Here is a 21,334-nt window from a genome sequence, read left to right on the forward strand (position 1 = left end):
GGTTGTGTGGATATTTTCAGGAGGTGAAAGTTGTTATGGCACGTTAATAATCATTAATTTCGGCCTCGGAATACAATTCATGATAACATGCCCCAAACAGTTGACCAACTATATCCGTTTCTTAAAAAATACTTTGGTTTTGATAGCTTTAGACATCAACAAGAGGCTATTGTATTGGCGGTATTAAATAAGGAGGATTGTTTGGTGATTATGCCTACTGGAGGGGGGAAATCTATTTGTTTTCAATTACCGGCCCTGCTATTCAAAGGTACCACATTGGTAATTTCCCCTTTAATTGCTTTAATGAAGGACCAAGTAGACGGATTAAAGGCCAACGGTATATCGGCCGCTTTTTTTAATAGCAGTCAGTCTGCCGAAGAACAGCAGAAAATTCTGGACAATGTGGCAAAAGGGGAATTAAAGTTGTTATATGTTGCTCCTGAAAGTCTCCCGGGACTCTCACCTGTTTTAAAGGAGGAATATATAAGTTGTATGGCTGTGGATGAGGCCCATTGTATATCTTCATGGGGACATGATTTTAGGCCATCCTATCAGCAATTGGGATTTTTAAAGGCCAGTCTGCCCAATACTCCCGTCATAGCCCTTACGGCTACGGCGGACAAGGCTACTAGGCAAGATATTATGACTCAGTTGCGTATTCCGGCTGCAAAGCAGTTCCTAAGTTCTTTTGATAGAAAAAATATAGCCCTGGAAGTGAGGTCTGCCCATGACAGGGTTTCCCAAATATTGGATTTTATAGAGCGAAGGCCTAGGGAATCAGGGATTATCTATTGCCTGAGCAGGAAATCTACCGAAAGTCTGGTAGAAAAGTTCCAAGATAACGGTATTAAAGCAGCAGCCTATCATGCCGGACTCGATTTTGAGAGTCGTAATAAGGTGCAAGAAGATTTTATTTACGATAAAACCCAAATTGTCTGTGCTACCATTGCCTTTGGAATGGGTATAGACAAGTCCAATGTGCGATGGGTGATACATTATAATATGCCTAAAAATATTGAGGGCTATTATCAGGAGATAGGGAGGTCTGGAAGGGACGGATTGCCTGCCCATGCACTGTTGTTTCATAGTTATGGGGATGTAATACAACTGCAGCGGTTTGCATCAGGTGCCGCCAATGAGGAGGTACAGCTGGCCAAACTAGAGCGTATGAAGCAATTTTCCGAGGCATCAACCTGTAGGAGAAAAATATTGCTGAGTTATTTTGGGGAATTTTTACAGGAAGATTGTGGTAACTGCGATGTGTGTAAAAATCCGCCACAGTTTTTTGACGGGACCATTATCGCACAAAAAATATTGTCTACCATAGCCCGACTAAAAGAAGCGGAAGCCACCGGTACCGTGATCGATGTATTGCGCGGAGCCCACAATGCCCGTGTTCTGGAAAAGAATTATCAGCAAATAAAAACCTATGGCATCGGTAAGGATATTTCTTGGAACGATTGGCAACATTATGCCATTCAGTTGATCAATCAGGGATTTTGTGAAATAGCCTTTCATAAAAATAATGTGCTACAGCTCACCTCCTTTTCCAAAGAAGTGCTGTTTGGCAATACCAAGGTAATGCTGAGCAAACCATTGAAAAAAGAGGATAGAATAGCCTTGCAAAAAGAACAAAAAACCAAGAAGCCAAAGGTAAAAAACACCTTGTTTGAGCGTTTGCGAAGTCTGAGATTCCAAATTTCCTTGGATGAAAATATTCCTGCCTATCTGGTCTTTAACGATGCAACCCTTAAGGAAATGGAAGCTGAACGTCCTAGCAGTGAGGAAGAATTTATGCGCATAAATGGGGTAGGACAGCGAAAAATGGAAGTATATGGAGACCTTTTTATTCAAGAGATAAAGGCTTTTCAAGAAGAGAAGGCCAAGAAAATAAGGAAGTCGCACACCTATGAGGAGACCTATACCTTGTATAAGAGCGGGAAAAGTATTGAGGAAATTGCCCGTTCCAGAAAACTAAAATCCACGACCATCTATTCCCATTTGGCAAAACTGTATGCCGATGGCAAGGATGTGGACATATATAAGTTTGTGGATAAAGAAACCATTGACAAGGTAGCCAAGGCCAAGAAAGCCCTAGAGAACCCCGATGCCCTGAAGCCCTATTATGAGCATTTTGAGGAAAAATTGGAGTATTCTACAATTAGATTGGCGCTTAGTGTTATAGCAAAGGAGAAGATAGTTTAAAAGAGGCAATTGGCTACCTGTTTAATCTAATCGAATCCTTTTAACAGAAAAGCCCAACTAAATCAATTCTATAAACCACTCAATGGTTAAAAATAGTAATGCGCTTGTAGTCTATTAAGCATCTTGTAAAGAAAACTAGACCATATAAAAAATATTGCCAGGTCATAATATTAGTTATGACCTGGCAATAATAAAAAAAAGGCGCTACCCTCCCTACTTAGAAGCTAACGGACACTTTAGCTCTGGCGAAGAATGGTGTTCCCGGTGTAAAATGGATTTCCTCAACAGCTTCCGGTTCATCATATAATCTACTGTTCGTAGCAAATTGGGTCTCGTTCCATTCGGTATCAAAAAGGTTATCGATTATAAGCCCGAAGCTCCAATTTTTCAAGGTATAATTTAGATTGAAATCGGTCACAAAATAGCCCTCTGCCACAATGGAATTGTCTTCATTTGCGGGACGGTCTTTTATATAGCGATAATTGAGTCCGCCAGAAATATTTTTTAAGCCTTTAAAACTAATTCCTCCAGAGGAAGTAAGATCTGGGGCCAAGGGAATATAGTCTTGTCCATTGGGTTCCTCCGTACTTCTGGCATAGGTATAATTGATATCCCCATAGGCATACAGCCAATCGGTAATTTGGTAGCGCGCTCCAAAATCTATTCCATACCTACTACTTTTGCCACTGGGCTCTACTATGCCCGCATCCCCTACGTACACAAATTCTTGTTGTAGTTGAAGCTGCCAAAAGGCCATATTAAATACAAGCTGGTCCATAGGCCTGTAAAGGGTTCCTATATCGGTCCCAAAGGCTTTGGGCAATGTCTTTTCCCCGTTATTGGCCACCACTACCCTGGTATCATTGGAGTGGAAGCCCAATCCTGTTTTGGCAAACAACTGTACCTTCGGAGAGGCTTGATAAATGAGGTTTAGTTTGGGACTGGCGATAAGCTTATTTTTCCCCTGATTGTCATAAGTGTTGGTCAGCAAGTTTTCATAATCAAACTGAAAATAATCCAGGCGAACCCCTGGGTTAATATTCCATTTATCTACCTTATAATTCAGGTTCAGGAAGGTATAGACATTCATTTCGTCTATATTACCAAAGGCCAACCTATCCAAAGTGGTCTGTCTGTTCAGGGTATGCGATAATTCTACTTCGTTAATGTCATCATACCTAAACCCAATTCCGGTATGGTATTGGAATTGAGCGTTATGCCGATCCCAATGCAGGGTTTGCTCATAGCTGCTTTCCCCACCTATAATGGTTCTATCTTCCTTCTGCTTTATCTGATCCCCATTAACGGGATCCTCCAAGAAAAAAGTAAAATTGGAATAGAGCTCAAAATCGTACTGGGACACAAAAAGTTTCGACTTTAGTCGGCTGTGCGGGTCCAATTGTTTTTCGTGATCTATTAGAAAGTTAGACCTACTGGTATTACCACCTTCGGTATCATCTATAGCCCCAAACCTTCCAATACTGCCATTGTCTACGGCGCGTTGCGGTATCTGTCCCGAGGCATCCCATTTGCTTTGAAAATGCGAAGCACTTAGGTTAAGCTCGTTACCCTCATCATCCTTATGATTGTAACGGGCCATTAAATTTAATCTGTTAAACTGCTGTGGCGACTCAAAAACGCCGTCAGAAAGCATGTATTCGGAGGCAATATATGCATTGTTGGTATCGCCCTCCAACAATTTAAACATGCCCAAGCCCCTTAAAGTATTGTATTTCCCTACTTCCATGCTCATCAAATTTTTGTCCAAAATCTTTTTGGTAGTGAGTCCCACATATCCGGCCGTGTTAAAGTTACCTTCGTCTACGTAGTAGGGACCCTTACCAAAATCTATATGATCTATGGTTTCAGGAATTATAAAATGCATGTCGGCATACCCTTGCCCATGGGCATGGGAGACCATATTTACGGGCATTCCATCTACATTGATGGCCACATCCGTTCCATGGTCTACATCAAAGCCCCTTAAGAAAATCTGTTCTGCTTTTCCTCCTCCGGCATGCTGGCCTATCATAAGCCCAGGGACTTTTCTAAGGATTTCTTGGGCAGATTTAACAGGATTGGATTTAATGTCCACGTTTATAATGCTGCTCATAGCATTGATATGGGAAACTAGGACTACCTGATCCAAGGAGACCGCAGCTTCCTTTAAAACTATATGCAAGGGAGTGCTTAAGTGGTTGTTGTTCAGGGTAATCGTTTGGTTTTTATACCCAAGACTATAGAAATGTATTTGGTCATTTATACTTACGTTGGCCAGACGGAAAACCCCCGAATTGTTTGTATAGGTGTAATCACCAGATTGTTTATTGTAAACCCCTACTCCACCTAGCGGGGTTAGGTCTTCCCCTACTATTTTACCTGTGATGGTATGGGCCTGGAGGAAGCCGAAAAATAATAAGCTTATTATGTATATGGTATTTTTTATCATTCTTTAAAATTATATGTCAACGGCCTAGGCCATTATTTAATTACGACAAAGCAGTAGCCATCACTACTTAAACCAATGGTTTAGGTAGGAGAATTATGTAGCGGTATGGCGCTATAGTAATGTGCTAATGGCCTGCAATGTACCTTTAGGGGGTAATAAGATATGTTTAAGCCCCCTATAATCTATTGAAACTTCAACTTCTGTAGAAATGATCTGGCGGAGGGGTCAAAGGGGGAAAATCACTTTTAAAACTGTCCCTGTTCCTTGAAGGGAAATTGTTGTTTTTTATACAGTAGATTGGTGTGGGCAGGTCTCCAGGTTCTTCAGCCAGGTGTTTGTCTACATCCATTTCTACTGTTACTTTTTTGTAAGGTTCTTGTTCCGGGTCTGTATCTTGGAACATCTGATTAAGGAATGCTATTACCTTATGATCATGTTCCGGTTCCATATCTTGGCCGGGCCCGTTTTTATGGGGGTGCTGATGAGGCGCAACACTTAAATGAGGCCCATGGGAGCTTGCTTGATCTTCTGCATGCTGCCATAGTGCGCCATGGGATTTATTATTGTTATAATGGGAATGGCTGTGTTGAATCTGTTCCTGGTGTACCCAATGCGATAGCAAATGTATCAGATCTGTCAGTTCGTGTTTCATGGGACTCATTAGATAACAGACAGCAATGCAGCAGGTTATGCTTTTGAACAGGAATGGCTTAAAGCCTTTTTGGTTGGTTTGCAATACAAGGGCTGTTTGCCTAGGGAGTCTAGGTTTTATTAAGCTTGCAAAATAGAAATTCTAAGTGTTGGGATTTGTTAAAAAAATGTCAAGGTTTAGTAGGCTATCCTGATATTTAACCCATTTGGGCATTAAAAATTTAACATTTAAACAACAATTTTATGCATGTAACGTTTTAATTAAAAATGTAATTTTATTTCACAAAAAAAGATAGATATGTCATTTTTATCACCGCAAATTGAAGCCTTGGCCAAAAGAAAAAAAGAGCAATCTCTTATTAAAAAACCTAATTCTTGTGGTATTTTTCAAGAATACGGTCATTTGGAAAAGTTTCAAAAGCCTAAGAAGAGTAAATAGGCCAATGGCTACAATTGTGCTAATTTTTTGGGAAGAGGCTGCTGTCCAGTCCCGGAATAAGTTTTAAGGCATTCTTGTAGTATACTTTTTTAAGGACTTCATCCGGGAGGTCCAAGCCATACATGGCCCAAAAGGCGTGATATTTTTTGTGGTACGGAAAGTATTCGTCATCAGATTCCAACACCCTAAAATAAGTTGGGAATTCTTCAGGTTTCCAACTGTCTTTCCCAAATAGGATCCTATCCTGATACTGCACAAAAAATTTATGGGCATTTCTAGGTTGTCTGCCTAATTCGGCAATAATTGCCCCTATACCTACATACATATTGGGTATCTCGTCCAATAACTTGGCTAGGGTCCCCAAGTCATTGGCGTACCAGCCCATATGTGCATTGATAAATTTGGTATTGGGGTGTTTTTTAAACATTCGGTGCTGCTCTCCAATAATTTGTTCCCAGGATGCCGGGTCGGTTTCCGATCTTTTTCTACGAGGATGTGTCTTTAATTCCAGCCAGCGCTCATTATTGGCATTTACCTCGTCCCAAAAGGGTTTCGGATCGGCAGAGTGTATGAGTACGGGAACGCCCAATTCAGCACATTTTTCCCAAATAGCACTTAAACGCGGATCGTCTACCGCCAATCGCTTTCCGGATACATCGGTATTCCTAAGGCCCAAGCTCTTGAATACCTTTAGTCCTTTTGCCCCGTTTTTTATATCGGCTTCCAATTGTGCCACTGCTTTTTGAGTCCACCCCGGGGTACCTACGCCATCAAAATCTACATTGGCAAATACGGCAAATCTATTGGGGTAGTTTTTCTTGATATTGGCCAATGCTCCCGTGATACGTTCACCGGAACCCCCACTTAGGTTGACCATAATACCCATATTAAGTTTATCCATGTCGGCAATTAGAAGTGAAAGATCTTGGGTGGGCATTCGATATTGATGCCCATGAACATATATAAAAGGAAACTTAGCGCTCTTAACTTCCTTTCCGGGCACTTTAAGGGTAGATACCGGATTGTATTCCTCAAAACTCATGTTTTGGGAAAACGCTTCATGGGAAAAGCTAATAAATAAAAAACAGAGATAGGCTAAATTCTTTAAAGTCATTAGATCGTTATATTAAAATCTAAATTTATACTATATAGTGGACAAGCTAAAGCATGAAGTAAAAAAAATATGCAGGGCATTATTTTTTTGCTGTATTATGATGTTCTAATTCTCCTTTGGGCTCCCTGGGGAAGGATTGTTAGGAGGAAGGCTACCGCCGAGTAGGATCGCAATAACGTATCGGGGTATGGGTCATTGCGAGGAAGTCTACCGCTAGGTGGGCGTACCGTGGCAATCTGTTTGTTAATGGGGGTATTTTTGTCACTGTAGTCACTTTAAGAGTAAGATTGCTTCTTCACTTTTGCTCCCTATCTGTCGATAGGCAGTATCGCAATGACGTATTGGGGTATGGGTCATTGGGAGGAAGGCTACCGCTAGGTGGGCGTACCGTGGCAATCTTTTTGTTGATGGTGGGAGTTTCGTTATGCTGCTGTAGGCTCTTTAAGAGTGAGATTGCTTCTTTGCTTATGCTCCCTATCTGTCGATAGACAGGATCGCAACGACTTGTTGGCCAATTATTTACTGTTCACGTTTTTTTACCCGCTCGTACTCTTCTAGGGTGTCAATATCCAGTTCTTTGCCGTCTGCAGATATTTTCAAGACCTCGTTACCGTGTGCTTTTATGATTTCCTTGGCTCCAAAATCGGACCTCAGCTGTAGGAGGGCCTCAAAATGGGTGGCAGCAAAAATAGCCGGAACCCCCACTCTATTGCCATAATCTGTGGCCACAATACTATTGCGGGAATCCAGAAATTGGGTTATAAGGGAGTCCAAATAGTGGTAATCAATCAAGGGCTGATCGGCCAAAAGCACTAAAATCCCTTTATATTCTTTATCGCTATCCAGCAAATGACGGGTTCCACAGGCGATAGAATTTCCCAGGCCAGACTTCCAATTTGGGTTGTATACATAGTCTTGTTTACCCAGTGAAATAGAATCGAGTATTTCTTTTTTGTAGGCTCCCAATACCGTTAGCACCCTTTGGGCCTTGGAAGCAGTGGCATTTTTTAGGGCGTTTTCCAATAGGGTACTTTCTCCCCAGGGTAATAATTGTTTAATGCCCTTCATCCTGGAAGAAGTTCCCGCTGCCATGACAAGAATGGCGATGTTGTCTTTCTTCTTCATTAATCGTGTATACCGGTTTCCTTATCTTTTAAGGGAATAGGATCTCTTTTTCTTATAACGGATAATATCTCCGATACAATGGCAACTGCAATCTCCTGGGGTGTTTCCCCTCCAATATCCAGCCCTGCCGGGCCATGAATACTATCTAGAAAATCATAACTTACCTCTGGGTTTAATTCCATGAGTTCATTAAATAGTTTTTCTCGCCTAGTATTCGGTCCCAATAAACCTAAGTAGATGCTATTAGCACGACTTAATTGAAGTAAATATTTAAGATCTTTGGAGTAGCTGTGGTTCATCAATACAATGGCTGTATTCTCATCTATTTTGTCTGTCGGAAAATCTTCCGGCAATATGCCCAAGAATTCATGGGCCCCATTAAAATCCGAGATATTTTTTTCCTCGGTCGGGTCGGCAACAACGCTTACCTCCCAACCCAATCTCGCGGCAAAACCGCATAGTTGTACGGCATCGTGTTCGGCTCCAATGATAAATAGCTTAAAACAGGGTTGCATCTGTTGTTCAAAAACCAGATGCTCACCAGTGGCCGTATAGTCCGGGAAAAAAGGAAGTTCTTTGTTTTTCAGTGATATAACCGACCCATAAGTTGAATTGAGGCTTTCTTTTTTCTCAAAATAAGAACGCATTGTAAAGTGGTCCCGGTCCTTTAGTGCTAGTTCAAAAGCTTGTAAAAAAGTGCTATCTGGAAGAAATGGCTCCAGGAGAATATAGAGTACCCCTTCGCAGCCCAATCTGTACCTGCCGTCATAGGTCATGACCCTGGCCAGCTGGTCCGCAAATACGGATTGGGCCTGTCTTACCACCTCTTTTTCCACACACCCTCCACTTACGGCGCCTACCATATATCCGTCTTCCCTGATCAACATTCTAACCCCTGGCCTTCTGTAGGACGATCCGTCCAAGGCTACTACTGTGGCCAGTACCGTCTTGAGTCCCTTGCTTTTGGCCGATTGGTATTCCTCAATGATCTGTTTTAATTCATGTGTCATAATTACAGCAGTCTTCTAGTGGGGATAAACACTACATATTCCCCTATTTCATACACTTCTTTATTGGGTGCTACCACTATAAATCCGTCCGTAGGCACTAAACTGTTTAGGTCTCCTGAGCCGTTTTCCTTAACTAGGGAAGCTTGTAGTTTACCGTCCAAGAGGTGTAGTTTTGCCCTGAGCAGTAAGGTTAGTTCCCCTTTTATAACCACCTCTTCCTTAAGGGCTACTTTAATTTCAGATAGTGGGATGCCCAGTGACTGTTTTAACCAATCCTTAAAATAAGTAGTATAGTTGACAAAGGTGGAAACTGGGTTTCCAGGGAAGGAAAAAACTACTGTCCCTGTTTCCTTTTGCACCCCGAACCAAAATGGTTTGCCCGGTCTTTGCTTTACTCCGTGGAAGATTTTCTCTACTTGTAGTTCATTTAGTATCTCTGGAATAAAATCGTATTTGCCTTTGGATACTCCTCCACTAAGTAATATTACCTTATGTTCTTGCAAGGATTTCCGCAGTACCTTTCGGATGCTTTCCTTATCATCTGCTAAATGCAGAGGTGTAGGTTCTATACCTTCCTGCCCTAGGGCGGAAAATAGGGTATGTATGTTCGATTTACGTATCTGGTGTGGTAATGGGGTTTCCGATATGTCTACCAGCTCATTACCCGTAGAGACTATGGCAGTACTTGGAAGTGCTCTTACTTTTAGGGTAGCTTTGCCTACGGCTGCCAATACACCAATTTCTGCCGGGGTTATGGTACAGAATTTTCGCAAAACTACGTTCCCTTTTTTTTGATCGCTTCCCTGGGGGTGGATATCCTGTCCTTTGGAAGGGGGCTTGATTAGGGTAGCCCAGCCATTTTCTATAATCACATGCTCGTACATGATAACCGTATCGGCATTTTCAGGTAGCACGGCCCCGGTCATTATTTCCAAACAGTTGGCTGTATCGGACAGTGAGCAGGATGGCATTCCAGCAGCCACTACCCCTTCAATTTTAAAAGTGGTCTGACCCTTTTCAATAGCTTTATAGTTAATGGCTATGCCATCTTTGGTAGCCCTATTAAAGGGAGGAAAGTCTCTATCGGCTACTATGTCTTCGGCCAGTATTCTGCCTGTTGCCTGTGATAAGGGAATTTGTTCATCGCCATAGTCCTGACAATGATCTAAAACTTTTTGATACGCATCTTTAAAGGAAATCATGGAACACAAGTTACAATTTATAGGATAATGGTTAAAGGGAAGACAATTGAATTTCTCTCCAGCTTATGGGTTTTATATTTCTTTCCTTTAGCAATGTCGCCGTATTGGGGTCGGTAAAAAAATCAAAATCCATTTGTCGCCATTCGGCACCAAAATTGGGGTGGTCCAAACACACTTGTTTCATTTCCATATTGTTAAAAGCCGGATGGATTAGCAATATGTGTAGTCCAGGGACAAGATCTTGTATAATTTCCTTATATTTTGCGCTAAGACCTTCGTTTTTCATGGCATTGAAATTCCCTATATGCACCTGGTGTACCATTGTGCCCAATTGGGGTATTGGTGTAAAATTTCCAACGCTCTGCAACAATTCTTTGTTTAAAAAAATAGGTAGTTTGTATTCCTCGCCCAATTCCTTATACACCTTTAATAGCTCGTTGGTTAAACCTAGGGTATACATATGCGAATCCAAATGCGTGGGTTGTATTCCGGCCTTCAGAGCCAGTTCTATCTGTGCTTTTAGCTCTTTTTTTACCTCAGATGGATCGGCTAATTTCTTTATTGTTTCACGGCTGCCATGAAAATAACCATATTGGTCTACCAGACTGGGTACTTCCGAGGCAGGGAGAACAGGGCCAAATTTATAGGATTTCCATTCACAGCTCAGGGTAAGATGTATGCCGCAATCATATTGAGGGTGGTTTTTGGCAAAATTGGCCATGTCCCAAAACCAAGGGCAGGGTACCATGATGCTGTAAGAGTTTACGATTCCCATTTTCAGGGCTTCTATAGTAGCAGCATTTTGGGAGCAGGATAGTCCGGCATCATCTGCATGAATCATTAAAAGAATATCATCCTTGTGGTGCCCCAATTGTTCCAATTCGTAATATTTGGTCATATTATTTAGGTTTTATTAGGTTTAAAGGGAAACAATAACCTTTTATTGGGAAAGCGTAAGAAATCTATTAATACCCCCTTCAATATGGTATAGTGTTGGTCCCAGGTTTAGTTCCTCAAGTTGCTTTACTGCAACAGCACTCCTTTTTCCGGACTGACAAAGTATATAGATGGGGCTATTGAGGTCCAGTTCTTGGGTGCGTGCCAATAATTCATCAAGAGGTATGTTTTTAGATTTAATATGGGGCAAGCAATAGTTGGTATACTCCTCTTCCGTCCGAACATCTATGAGTTGAATGGTAGTTCCTTCTTTTGATAGTTTTTCAAGGTCTTCCAGCTTAAGGGTATTGTAAACATCGCATAGTTCCATACCGTAGGACTCCTGAAGAGAGGTTATTGCCATATTTTCTGGACAACGGCTGAAACTAATGGTTTGATAAGACTGTAATAATCCGTTGAACAGCAGTAGTTTGCCGGATAAAGCCTCACCTCTTCCGGTTATTACTTTTATCACCTCCAAGGCCTGAAGGTTGCCAATAATACCCGGGACTACGCCCAAAACTCCATTTTCATTGCAATTTGGAATTTCTGCTTGCCCAGGCATGTTGGGAAACAAACATCTGTAGGTTGGGCCATCTTGGAAATTAAATACACTTAGTTGACCTTCAAACCCCTGAATAGCACCAGAAACAAATGGTTTTTTAAGGATAACACAGCTATCGTTAATTAAATAGCGGGTAGGGAAATTATCGGTTCCATCTACCACCACATCAAATTCAGAAATAATGTCCAATGCATTTTGTCTGCTAAGAAAGGTGTCAAATACCTTGAACCGGGTATTGGAGTTTTGGGTTTGTAAACGCTTTAGAACAACATCCAATTTGGGTTTGCCCAAGTCATTTTCTGTGTACAGTACTTGACGCTGTAGATTGGTTATTTCTACTACATCCTGTTCTACAATACCCAAGGTGCCCACTCCCATGGCATTGAGATACTGCAAGACGGGAATCCCCAGTCCGCCTGCGCCTACCACGAGGACGCTTGCATCCTTTAGCATTTCCTGGGCTTCCGGTCCAAATTCCTTTAAAACGGTCTGTCTTTGGTATCTGTCCATTTTCGTTTGTACTTTCTAATCTTTGCTCTTCCCCTAATTTGGGGTTAGCTTATGCAACACCTTTTCATAATCTTCCTTGAAATTGGCGTTCAATAAGACGTCTTCATTTTTAGGAAACACCAATTTAACGTCCGCGTTAATCAAAAATTTACGGGGACAGCTACCCACTCCAGAATTCATATATGCCACAGACTGCTGTAGTCCCTCAGGCTCCCAAATGGCACAAAGGGGTTCTGGAAGTGCACTTTCTTTGGTAGCAAAGGCAGTGGCATATTTTTTCGGATCTCTGTTTAGGATCAGCTCTTCCAAGGCTTGGCGGTCCATTAACGGTAAATCACAGGCCAGAACCAACCAGGCCACATCAGGATTATAGGCATGTGCACTTAATAGTCCGTTATACGGCCCCTTGTATAGGTTTTGGTCCAAGACAAGGTTTTTATCGTCTGAAAATTCGGCCGCCTGCTCTGGACGTATACTCATATAGGATTGTTCGCAGACCTGCTGCAAAAGGGCATATAAGTATTCCCGTTGGGGAATGCCATGGTATGATATCAATCCTTTGTCGGTTCCCATCCTAGTGCTTTTTCCTCCACTGAGAACAAGACCGTATAGTTTACTGAAGCTCATTATGAATATTAAATGTTTTTCGTTTTTGTAAGTTGTTGTTAGCGTAGTCAACAGCAGGCAACAGGGTTAACCTCCTATGGAAGTCATGGAATTTTCAAATATTCCATCGTATTTTTCCTGTTCTTCAAAACCAGTTTTAGCCCTATTTCCTATGGCCTTCTGAATATGTTTTTTAATGTTCTCTTCTCTATTTTCGCCCCTCATCACATCCCTAAGGTTCATTCTGGGCTTGCCATAGAGACAGGTGATTACATCTCCGGTAGCCGATATTCTTAGACGATTGCAACTGCCGCAAAATGTTCTGGTAAAGGAAGGAATAAGTCCAAACGTACCTTGGTGCCCTTTTATCTTGTAATTAATAGAGGTAGAGGTTTTGGGAGATTCCAATTTAGTAACCTCTGGATATTGCTCAAGTATATGGCTCAATATTTTCTTATAGTCCCAGGTGATAGTATTAAAGGATTTACTACCTCCGTTAAATGGCATTTCTTCCAGAAAACGAACCGAAACGGGATAGTGTTTCATCACCTCCAAAATAGGTAGAATATCCTGTGTGTTTTGATTTTCCAAGGCGATGAAATTTATGCGAACATTGAAACCCTCCGTAACCAACTTAATTAAATTGCCGTATACGGTATCATACTGATTTCTCCTGGTAATACGTTCAAAGGTTTCCTTATCAATGGCGTCCAAGCTTACATTTATATTTTTTATGCCCAAGCTTTTTAATTCTTGTATATACGGACCAATGAGTGTGGCATTGGTTGTAATGGAGATATCTTTTAAACCATCTAATTGAGCAAGTTTACGCAGTAGAATCATTAAGTCCTTTCTTACAAAGGGCTCTCCTCCTGTAATGCGAATTTTGTCTATTCCCTGCTCCACCATTATTTCACTTAAGCTACAAAGTTCATCTATGGTAAACAGTTTGTCGTTTTTGGCAAAGTTTATACCTTCCGACGGCATACAATAGTTACAGCGCAGGTTGCAGCGATCGGTGACGGCCAAGCGTAAATAGTTTATTTTTCTATTATGATTATCTATCAACATTAATCCTCTTTTTCTATTATACCCTACTTTTATCCTCCACTTACTGGTGGAATTAGTGCAATTTCATCAAAATTATCGATAACGGTATCATCTTGGGCATAAGAATTATTTACCGCTACTGCCAAAGACGATAATTTCTTAAGTTCTGGGTACATTTTACCCAAGTATTCTTTAAGTTCTTTAACGGTCTTGGAACCTGTGGTCCCAAATTCGCTGGAACTGGGCATGGAAAGTGTATTACTTCCTACGATATCTTTTGTAATGCCAAAAAGCAATATGGTCATATTATCCTAAAATGGGTTTAGCCGGTACCTTCATAAGTTCCGGGAATTTTGTAAACGGTTGTTGTGTAAATCTATTTCCTGTGGCCGCTTTTAAGGCGTTTGCCACTGCTGCTCCCGCTGGGGGCAATGTAGGTTCTCCCAAGCCTGTTGGTGCCAGTTCATTTTGTATAAGATGGGTTTCTACCTTGGGCACTTCCCGCATGCGAATCAGTCGGTATGTATCGTAATTCTCGGACTGTGGCTTTCCTTCATTAAAGGTGAGTTCCCCGTACATGGCATGGCCCACACCATCTATTACTCCCCCTTCTATTTGGTTTATGGCCCCTAATGGATTGACCACTATACCGCAGTCTACCACACAGGTTACTTTTTTAACCACAGGCAGGCCATTCTCCAATTCCACATTGGCAACCTCGGCCACGTGTGAATTATGGCAGTAATATGCTGCAAAGCCCTGATATGTCCCATCTGGCTGTTTCCCCCAACCGGACTTTTCCACTGCTGTTTTTATTACGTTCTCCATTCTTTCGGGAGAATATTCCATACGCTCATCAGTAGAGCCTTTGGCTTTTTGCAATAGATCCAATCGCAATTGAATGCGATCTACCCCCATTGTTTCTGCCAATTCATCAAAAAAGCTTTGTTCGGCAAAGGCCAGGAAATTGGTATAGGGTGCCCGCCATGCTCCGGTAGTAATATTACTCTTGTAATTGGCTACATCCACCTGATAATTTTCTATGCATCCTGCTGGGAAAAAATTGGGTATCAATCCGTACATATTGCCGTTTACCGCAGCTTCCTTTAATTGATAAGCAGTAACTTCCCCGTCTTTGACCGCCGCTTTTATTCTGTACTTTATGGCAGGCCTATAGGTTCCTGCATTCATGTCGTCTTCCCTTGAAAAGACCAGTTTTACTGGTTTTTTGATGGCATCGGCAATCTCGGCCACCTCGTATACAAAATCCCCATACAAGCGTCTTCCAAAGCCGCCTCCCATACGGGTCATTTCCAGATGTACTTGGTCCACATCCCTGCCCAGCATATCTGCAACGGCAGTAGCAGCAAATTCCGGAGTCTGTACAGGACCTACCAAATGTATTTTATCTGCAGTAATATTGGCGAAAAAATTCATGGGCTCCATACAATTATGGGGCAGAAATGGCGACTCATAGGTGCGTTCCAATATTTTATCGGCTTGGGCAAAGGCTTTTTTGATGTCCCCATCTTTTCTCATGGTCTTTAACTCCTTGCCATCTAACAAGTCCAATAATTTTTTGTCCTGCATTTGGGTACTTTCCAAGGGGGTTCCGTCTACCCATTTGGCCTTAATGGCCTCTTTTGCCTTAAGGGCTTCCCAAGTAGATTTTGCTATGACCACTACTTTGTCGCTTTGGCCCATATTTACTGTCCAGTTGCCTTTCCCCTCCTCGGTAAGCTTGTTTATCTTCTCCCCTATTTTGATTACATCCAGTACACCTGGCATGGCCTTGGCATCGGTATCATCATAGGATTCCAATATTTTGCCAAAAGCGGGTGGACGTAATACGCTGGCATATACCATACCTTCGGCCTTATAATCCAGACCATATAGGGGTTTGCCCGTAATAATCTTGTCTATATCCACATTTTTGGCATCCGTGCCTATAATCTTGAAGTCTTTTGGGGCTTTGAGGGTAACACCTTCCGGAACTTCCACGGTAGCAGCTTCTTTAACCACATCTCCATATCCCAAGGTCTCTCCTTTGGCATTGGTGATGACTCCTTCTGAGGTGCTGCATTCGGAGGGATCTACGCCCCATCTTGCTGCAGCGGCATTTACCAACATTTGGCGTGCCGTAGCCCCCGTTTGCCTAAGGGGTTCCCAGCCAAGACGTATAGACTGGCTGCCCCCTGCCAACTGTCGGGTATAATTTTCCGTGTCCAAGATACCCTGTTGTACATAAACATTGTTCCAAGCAACGTCCAATTCCTCGGCAATCAACATTGGCATGGCCGTTTTTACACCCTGTCCTATTTCTGGATTTGGCGAAAAAATGGTGACTGCACCATTATCTGCAATTTTTATAAATGCATTGAAATCATTAAAATTCAACTTGGAAATATCCACCGGTGGTTGCACCTTGGGCTTACAGGCCGTAAATAGGTTGAAACCAATGAGCAGGCCGCCACTGGCCAAGGACGAAGTTCTTATAAACGATCTTCTGCTAAATGTTATTGATGATGTTGACATAGTTGTTAGTTTTAGATCCTGTATAGTATAAGGATTAGTTTTGAAAGCGGTAAAGGAACATTGTGCATAGGGTTTAATGAAAAACTTCTACCCTAGTTTACTGGCTGCAACTTCCACGGCCTTGTGGATTCGTGTATAGGCTGCACATCGGCAAATGTTACCGTGCATGGCCGTTTTGATCTCGTCAGAACTGGGACTGGGGTTTTTGTCCAATAATGCCGATGCCGTCATGATCTGACCTGCTTGGCAATAGCCACATTGGGGTACATCTACCTCTTTCCAGGCCTGTTGTACAGGGTGACTGCCATCTTCGGACAGCCCTTCGATAGTGGTTATGGCCTTATCGCCAACCGATGCTATTGGAAGTGAACAGCTTCTTACTGCAGCGCCCCCTATATGTACCGTGCAGGCACCACACTGGGCAATGCCGCATCCATACTTTGTCCCTACCAAATCCAAATGATCGCGCAAGACCCACAATAAAGGGGTGTCTTCCGCCACATCCACACTTTTAGAAACTCCATTTACGTTGATGTTATATTTTGGCATAGCTAATAGTTTTAAAGTTGATTTTTTAAAATACCCTACAAGGTACCAAATTTAGGGAAAGAATGCATCAATTTAACAGTTTATTAATCTGCTATGGTCTTTAATGGTTTTGCTGTGGTTTTTGACTAACTGCCCGGTTTTGATCCCTTATCCACTTAAACTTTCCTTGAGTTATTTGGAGCTAAAAAATGTGGATAAAGTCTTTAACAAATATTAACACCGAATTTATTATTGAATATAATTTTAAATAATTTTGAGCGTTCTGCTAGTTGAACGTTAAATATTATGAAAATGAAATTGTATACCAAAATAGCGGCTATATGCTTTGGCATAGCCTTGTTTGTTTCTTGTGGAAATGCCGACGATGATGTTGAGTTCGGGGTGAATCCGGGAGGTGATTTGGGCCTAGGGAGTCCTGTGGATGATTGCTTGAATCTGGGAGAGGGCGAATTGGTTTTATCCATTCAAGACCAATACACTACCCTTCCTGGGAAAGTATCCATATTTTTCAAGGTTTCGGATACCGATGGTAATCCGGTTCCCGGCCTAACGGCAGATCAATTTACGATTTATGAGCAGGGAAGAAATGACGAGTGTTTCAATACCATCTCCACCTCTGAATCCTTTGCGCGAATTTCACCAAATTCACAAATTTTCAACAACAATACTATTTTGGTATTGGACCTTAGTAATAGTGTATTGCAAAGCAGTTTGGAGGAATTGAAGACGGCCTCTGTAAGTTTTGTGAACAATGTAATGCCTGCTTCGGACACAGAATCCTTTAAGATGGCCATCTATTGGTTTGATGGGGAAGATGAACTACATGCATTAAATGAGCTTACCCATGTAAAACAGGATTTAATAAATTCTATCCAGGGTATTGATGAAAATATCAGTAATGACCCATCAACCGATCTATATGGTGCCGTAATTAAGGCAACGGAAAAAGCGGAGAAGTTGTTGGCAGAAAGCACTACAAATGACAGAATTGGAGCAGCTTCAGTTGTAATCTTTACCGATGGTACGGACCAGGCTTCCCGTTATTCCCAAAGTACTGCCCTTAAAAAGGTAACGGATGCCAATAAGAATATTGCCTTCTTCAGTATTGGATTGGGAGCTGAAATTGATGCCGAAATTCTAGGGCAAATAGGGAAAACCTTTAGTGTTTTTGCTGGTAATAAAGAGGAGTTGGAAACTACCTTCAACGATATTTCCTTTAGGGTTTCCGAACAAGCCAATAGCTTTTATCTTTTTGAATATTGTAGTCCAAAACGTGATGGAAGTGGTGAAAGCAATTTGGCCATACAGGTAAAGGAAGGTAACAGACAGGGAGCAGTACAAACAAAATTCAGCGCAAAAGGCTTCACCGGTGGTTGTGAATAATTAAGGTATAAACTACTTAAGAAACAGTTGTTTAAGAGCATCAATTTATGTTGATGCTCTTTTTTTTAAGGTTTTATTTGTATTTCAACGTCTTTTTTTAGCATTTCAACGTATAACCTAACAGAAACTATTTGTAAATTTTTTAATCAAAAAGAAATGAAAAAAGTAACGTTAGTTGGTTTAATGGCAATGACCATATTGGGATCATGTGTATCCAAAAAGAAATATGTGGCTCTTGAAAGCGATTTGTCCAATACCAAAAGTAGGTTGACCAAAACGCAGGTAGAGAAAGAGGAATTGGAATCCAAAGTTGCCAAAATAGAAGCCAGGGTAACCGAATACAACCAAAAAATAAATTCCTTAAAAGATATAAACGATTCCCAATATGCTTCGGTTGGTGATGTTGCTGTAATGAGCAACAATACAAAGAAAAAGATGAGGGCTACTTTGGCAAAAATTGACCCTAGTGAATTGGCAAAAGCAGAAACCTTGGAAGATTCCATGAATCTTGCCGTATCCTACAACCTTAAGAAATCGATCTCTGATGAGGAGGATGATATTGTGGTTGATATTAACAAGACCGTTGTCATGATCAATATTTCTGATAAATTATTGTTCAATTCTGGTAGTTATAGGGTAAGCAATAAAGCCAATGCTATCTTGGAAAAATTAGCGGAGGTTATTAATTCCGAGCCTAGTATGGAAGTTATGGTAGAGGGACATACCGATTCTAGAACTATCAATACAGCAATGTTCCAGGATAATTGGGACCTTAGTGTTAAGAGGGCCACTTCCATTGTAAGGTTATTACAAAACAAGTACAATGTAAACCCTGCTAATTTGATTGCTGCCGGTAGAAGTAGTTACCTGCCATTGGTAGAGAACGACAGTAAGGAAAATATGGCCAAAAATAGACGTACCAAAATTGTAATTATTCCAAATTTGGATAAGTTTTTTGCCTTGTTGGACGCTGAAACTTTATAGTCAGCAGTAGAAATTAAAGGTTTAATAAAAAAGGTTGCCCTGCACATAGTGTTTGGCAACCTTTTTTTTGTATTATTTTACCCGCAACACTCTGAGTATCTTATGATATACTTCGTTGTTTTCATAAACTCCCTGGAATTCCTGTGATTGTGGACCATAAGCAAAAATGGGAACCATGGTACCAGTATGGTCCGAAGTTGTAAAGTCGCCCTCTATAGTTCCGGTTTTCATATTCCCTTGTGGAATGGTAAAGCCAGATGTTTCATGGTCTGCGGTTATTACTACCAGGGTATTACCAGTTTTATCGGCAAATTTTATAGCCTCCGCTATTGCCTCATCAAAATCCAGCCCCTCTGAAATTATGCCGGAAACTTCATTTTTATGGCCGTAGGAATCTATTTGTGCCGCTTCTACCATTAAAAAGAAAGGTTGCTTTTTAGCGTCCAAGTATTGTAATCCGTTTTTAGTCGCCTTCGCCAATACAGGGCCTCTTCCGTCCAAAATGCTGGGAACCTCATTTTCTGCAATAAACACCCCTATTTTATCTTTTTTGCTACTTCCTATTTTATCCAGATCTTCTAGCATAGTGAAGTGATGTTCTTCCAATTCCTGCTTATTGAAATTGGATGCACCCCCTCCAACAAACAAGGATAGCTTACTTTTCAACAAATCCCTTGTAATACCCGGAATGTCATCCCTGTCTTTTTGATGCGCATAGAAAGCACTGGGAGTGGCCCCTACTACCTTATCTGTAGTGATACAACCACTAACGTACTGATGTTGATGTAAAAGCTCGGTAATGTTTAGCAATGGCTGTTGGTTATTGTCCAAGCCTATAGATCGGTTATAGGTTTTTTCACCAGTGGCCAAGGCGGTACCCGCAGCGGCGGAATCCGTAGTAAAATCGTCCGAAGATTGTGTTTTTATGAACCCAATACTTTTAAGTTGTGTAAGGGTGGTGCTACCTCCATTGGCCAAAACAGAGGAAGATATTTGGGTAAGTCCGTTACCGTCCCCAATAAGTAAAATTACATTCTTGACCTTCTTTTTGGATTGGTCGTATTGATAACTGGGCGTGTATACCGCTGAATTGTTCGTATTGTAATAAACCCTACTGTTCAAGGTGTTTAAATAGGCCGAGGAAAGGTCTGGCACATCGGTATTTATATAATCCACCCCTAGGTCATGGAAGGCTTTCCAAGCCGTCTTGGAATCTGGAGTGGCCCAAAATCGAAACGGTTTATTGTAACTGTGGGCTTTCTCTATTACAGCTTTAACTTTTTGTAGATCACTTGCCGTAAGCCTACCTTTTCCGTTCCACTGGGAGAATTTGTGAAACGGTAAACTTATGAGGGCAACTTTGTCCCAGGCTTTTTGGTCAGAAATATTTTCCAAGCTCTGATAGTCGAATAAAATATGGTTAGGGTAGTTTTGGTATTGTTCAGGTTTTGGTCTGTTCCCTGATATTACGAATGAAAGATTGGGGTTCTTAATAATTTTGGGGTAGGATTCCAGTACCGAAACGATCTTGTCCAGGGTAGAATAGGTTTCAGATTTAATATCTACCAATAGTTGAACTTCCTGTTGTTTTCCCAGCCTAAGGTCCAATGCCCGTTGCAAAGGTTCCAAATACAGACTCTCTATGGTGTGATTACTGATGATATCCTCCTCTGCATGTGTAGCAAAGAGGGTGTCATTTTTAAGAAACACATCCACTTCAATAGAGTTGGCCCCATGGTCGTATGCCCCCCAAAATGGCGCATTTTGTAAGTAGTCGTTATGTGAGTGTATTTTAAATTCATTTGTTTGCTGTCCAATGCAAAAGGGAGTAGCAATAAGAAAGAGAAATGAAAAAATGAAGTTTGTTCTATTCATGGAAAGGTATAATTAATTCAATAGATAAATTATTGGTTTTTATGGTCAATTTAAGCTGTTGGCTTGGTAAAGAAATGGAATATCCCATTTTAAACCAAGCCAAATATATAGATTTCCAAATTGTTAATGGTTTAATAGGTTAAAGA

18 protein-coding genes are annotated in these 21,334 nt (G+C 41.3%); 4 read left to right on the forward strand and 14 right to left on the reverse strand.

Annotation, left to right across the window (positions count from 1 at the left end; translation table 11 throughout):
- Nucleotides 1-87: 87 nt before the first annotated feature.
- Nucleotides 88-2,205, forward strand: a complete 2,118-nt coding sequence (gene recQ / locus EHW67_RS17715) for a DNA helicase RecQ (protein WP_126163722.1) — start codon at nt 88-90, stop codon at nt 2,203-2,205.
- Between the two features lie 217 nt (nt 2,206-2,422).
- On the opposite strand, the gene EHW67_RS17720 is transcribed toward recQ, so the two are convergent.
- Both EHW67_RS17720 and EHW67_RS17725 read right to left on the reverse strand, forming a co-directional pair.
- A complete protein-coding gene (locus tag EHW67_RS17720; RefSeq protein WP_126163723.1) occupies nt 2,423-4,654 on the reverse strand; it encodes a TonB-dependent receptor in 2,232 nt (743 codons plus the stop codon).
- A 193-nt stretch (nt 4,655-4,847) separates the two neighbouring features.
- A complete protein-coding gene (locus EHW67_RS17725) occupies nt 4,848-5,306 on the reverse strand; it encodes a hypothetical protein (RefSeq protein WP_126163724.1) in 459 nt (152 codons plus the stop codon).
- 297 nt (nt 5,307-5,603) lie between these two features.
- Here EHW67_RS17725 and EHW67_RS20585 point away from each other — a divergent pair, with 297 nt between their 5' ends.
- Complete coding sequence (locus EHW67_RS20585) at nt 5,604-5,744, forward strand: hypothetical protein (protein WP_202912004.1); 141 nt, start codon at nt 5,604-5,606, stop codon at nt 5,742-5,744.
- Between the two features lie 19 nt (nt 5,745-5,763).
- On the opposite strand, the gene EHW67_RS17730 is transcribed toward EHW67_RS20585, so the two are convergent.
- From EHW67_RS17730 to EHW67_RS17780, 11 genes are all read right to left on the reverse strand, one after another.
- Entirely contained in the window at nt 5,764-6,858 is a 1,095-nt protein-coding gene (locus tag EHW67_RS17730; RefSeq protein WP_126163725.1) for an amidohydrolase family protein, read from the reverse strand.
- Nucleotides 6,859-7,377: 519 nt separating this feature from the next.
- Complete coding sequence (locus EHW67_RS17735; protein WP_126163726.1) at nt 7,378-7,983, reverse strand: nucleotidyltransferase family protein; 606 nt, start codon at nt 7,981-7,983, stop codon at nt 7,378-7,380.
- Complete coding sequence (locus EHW67_RS17740) at nt 7,983-8,993, reverse strand: XdhC family protein (RefSeq protein ID WP_126163727.1); 1,011 nt, start codon at nt 8,991-8,993, stop codon at nt 7,983-7,985. Before EHW67_RS17740 ends, EHW67_RS17735 begins: the two co-directional genes overlap by 1 nt.
- Nucleotides 8,994-8,995: 2 nt before the next feature.
- Nucleotides 8,996-10,195 carry a molybdopterin molybdotransferase MoeA gene (locus EHW67_RS17745; RefSeq protein ID WP_126163728.1) on the reverse strand — a complete coding sequence of 400 codons (1,200 nt, stop codon included), beginning with the start codon at nt 10,193-10,195 and terminating at the stop codon, nt 8,996-8,998.
- 31 nt (nt 10,196-10,226) lie between these two features.
- Entirely contained in the window at nt 10,227-11,093 is an 867-nt protein-coding gene (locus tag EHW67_RS17750) for a polysaccharide deacetylase family protein (RefSeq protein WP_126163729.1), read from the reverse strand.
- 42 nt (nt 11,094-11,135) lie between these two features.
- Complete coding sequence (locus tag EHW67_RS17755; RefSeq protein ID WP_126163730.1) at nt 11,136-12,206, reverse strand: HesA/MoeB/ThiF family protein; 1,071 nt, start codon at nt 12,204-12,206, stop codon at nt 11,136-11,138.
- A gap of 33 nt (nt 12,207-12,239) precedes the next feature.
- Nucleotides 12,240-12,833 carry an NTP transferase domain-containing protein gene (locus EHW67_RS17760; protein WP_126163731.1) on the reverse strand — a complete coding sequence of 198 codons (594 nt, stop codon included), beginning with the start codon at nt 12,831-12,833 and terminating at the stop codon, nt 12,240-12,242.
- Between the two features lie 66 nt (nt 12,834-12,899).
- Nucleotides 12,900-13,883 carry a GTP 3',8-cyclase MoaA gene (gene moaA, locus EHW67_RS17765; protein WP_126163732.1) on the reverse strand — a complete coding sequence of 328 codons (984 nt, stop codon included), beginning with the start codon at nt 13,881-13,883 and terminating at the stop codon, nt 12,900-12,902.
- A gap of 29 nt (nt 13,884-13,912) precedes the next feature.
- On the reverse strand, nt 13,913-14,167 hold the full coding sequence (locus tag EHW67_RS17770) for a MoaD/ThiS family protein (RefSeq protein ID WP_126163733.1): 255 nt from the start codon (nt 14,165-14,167) through the stop codon (nt 13,913-13,915).
- 1 nt (nt 14,168) lies between these two features.
- On the reverse strand, nt 14,169-16,397 hold the full coding sequence (locus EHW67_RS17775) for a xanthine dehydrogenase family protein molybdopterin-binding subunit (RefSeq protein WP_126163734.1): 2,229 nt from the start codon (nt 16,395-16,397) through the stop codon (nt 14,169-14,171).
- An 87-nt stretch (nt 16,398-16,484) separates the two neighbouring features.
- Entirely contained in the window at nt 16,485-16,946 is a 462-nt protein-coding gene (locus EHW67_RS17780) for a (2Fe-2S)-binding protein (RefSeq protein ID WP_126163735.1), read from the reverse strand.
- Between the two features lie 291 nt (nt 16,947-17,237).
- Between EHW67_RS17780 and EHW67_RS17785 the strand changes: the two genes are divergently transcribed.
- Nucleotides 17,238-18,329 (forward strand): vWA domain-containing protein, encoded by a 1,092-nt coding sequence (locus EHW67_RS17785; protein ID WP_126163736.1) that lies wholly within the window; start codon nt 17,238-17,240, stop codon nt 18,327-18,329.
- Nucleotides 18,330-18,485: 156 nt separating this feature from the next.
- Nucleotides 18,486-19,313 (forward strand): OmpA/MotB family protein, encoded by an 828-nt coding sequence (locus tag EHW67_RS17790; protein ID WP_126163737.1) that lies wholly within the window; start codon nt 18,486-18,488, stop codon nt 19,311-19,313.
- Nucleotides 19,314-19,385: 72 nt separating this feature from the next.
- Here the strand turns inward: EHW67_RS17790 and EHW67_RS17795 are convergent, their stop codons facing one another.
- Nucleotides 19,386-21,188: an alkaline phosphatase gene (locus tag EHW67_RS17795; protein ID WP_126163738.1), complete on the reverse strand. Its 1,803-nt coding sequence runs from the start codon at nt 21,186-21,188 to the stop codon at nt 19,386-19,388.
- Nucleotides 21,189-21,334: the final 146 nt, after the last annotated feature.

Origin of the sequence: Arenibacter aquaticus, from assembly GCF_003957295.1 — a bacterium.
GTDB classification, from domain to species: domain Bacteria; phylum Bacteroidota; class Bacteroidia; order Flavobacteriales; family Flavobacteriaceae; genus Arenibacter; species Arenibacter aquaticus.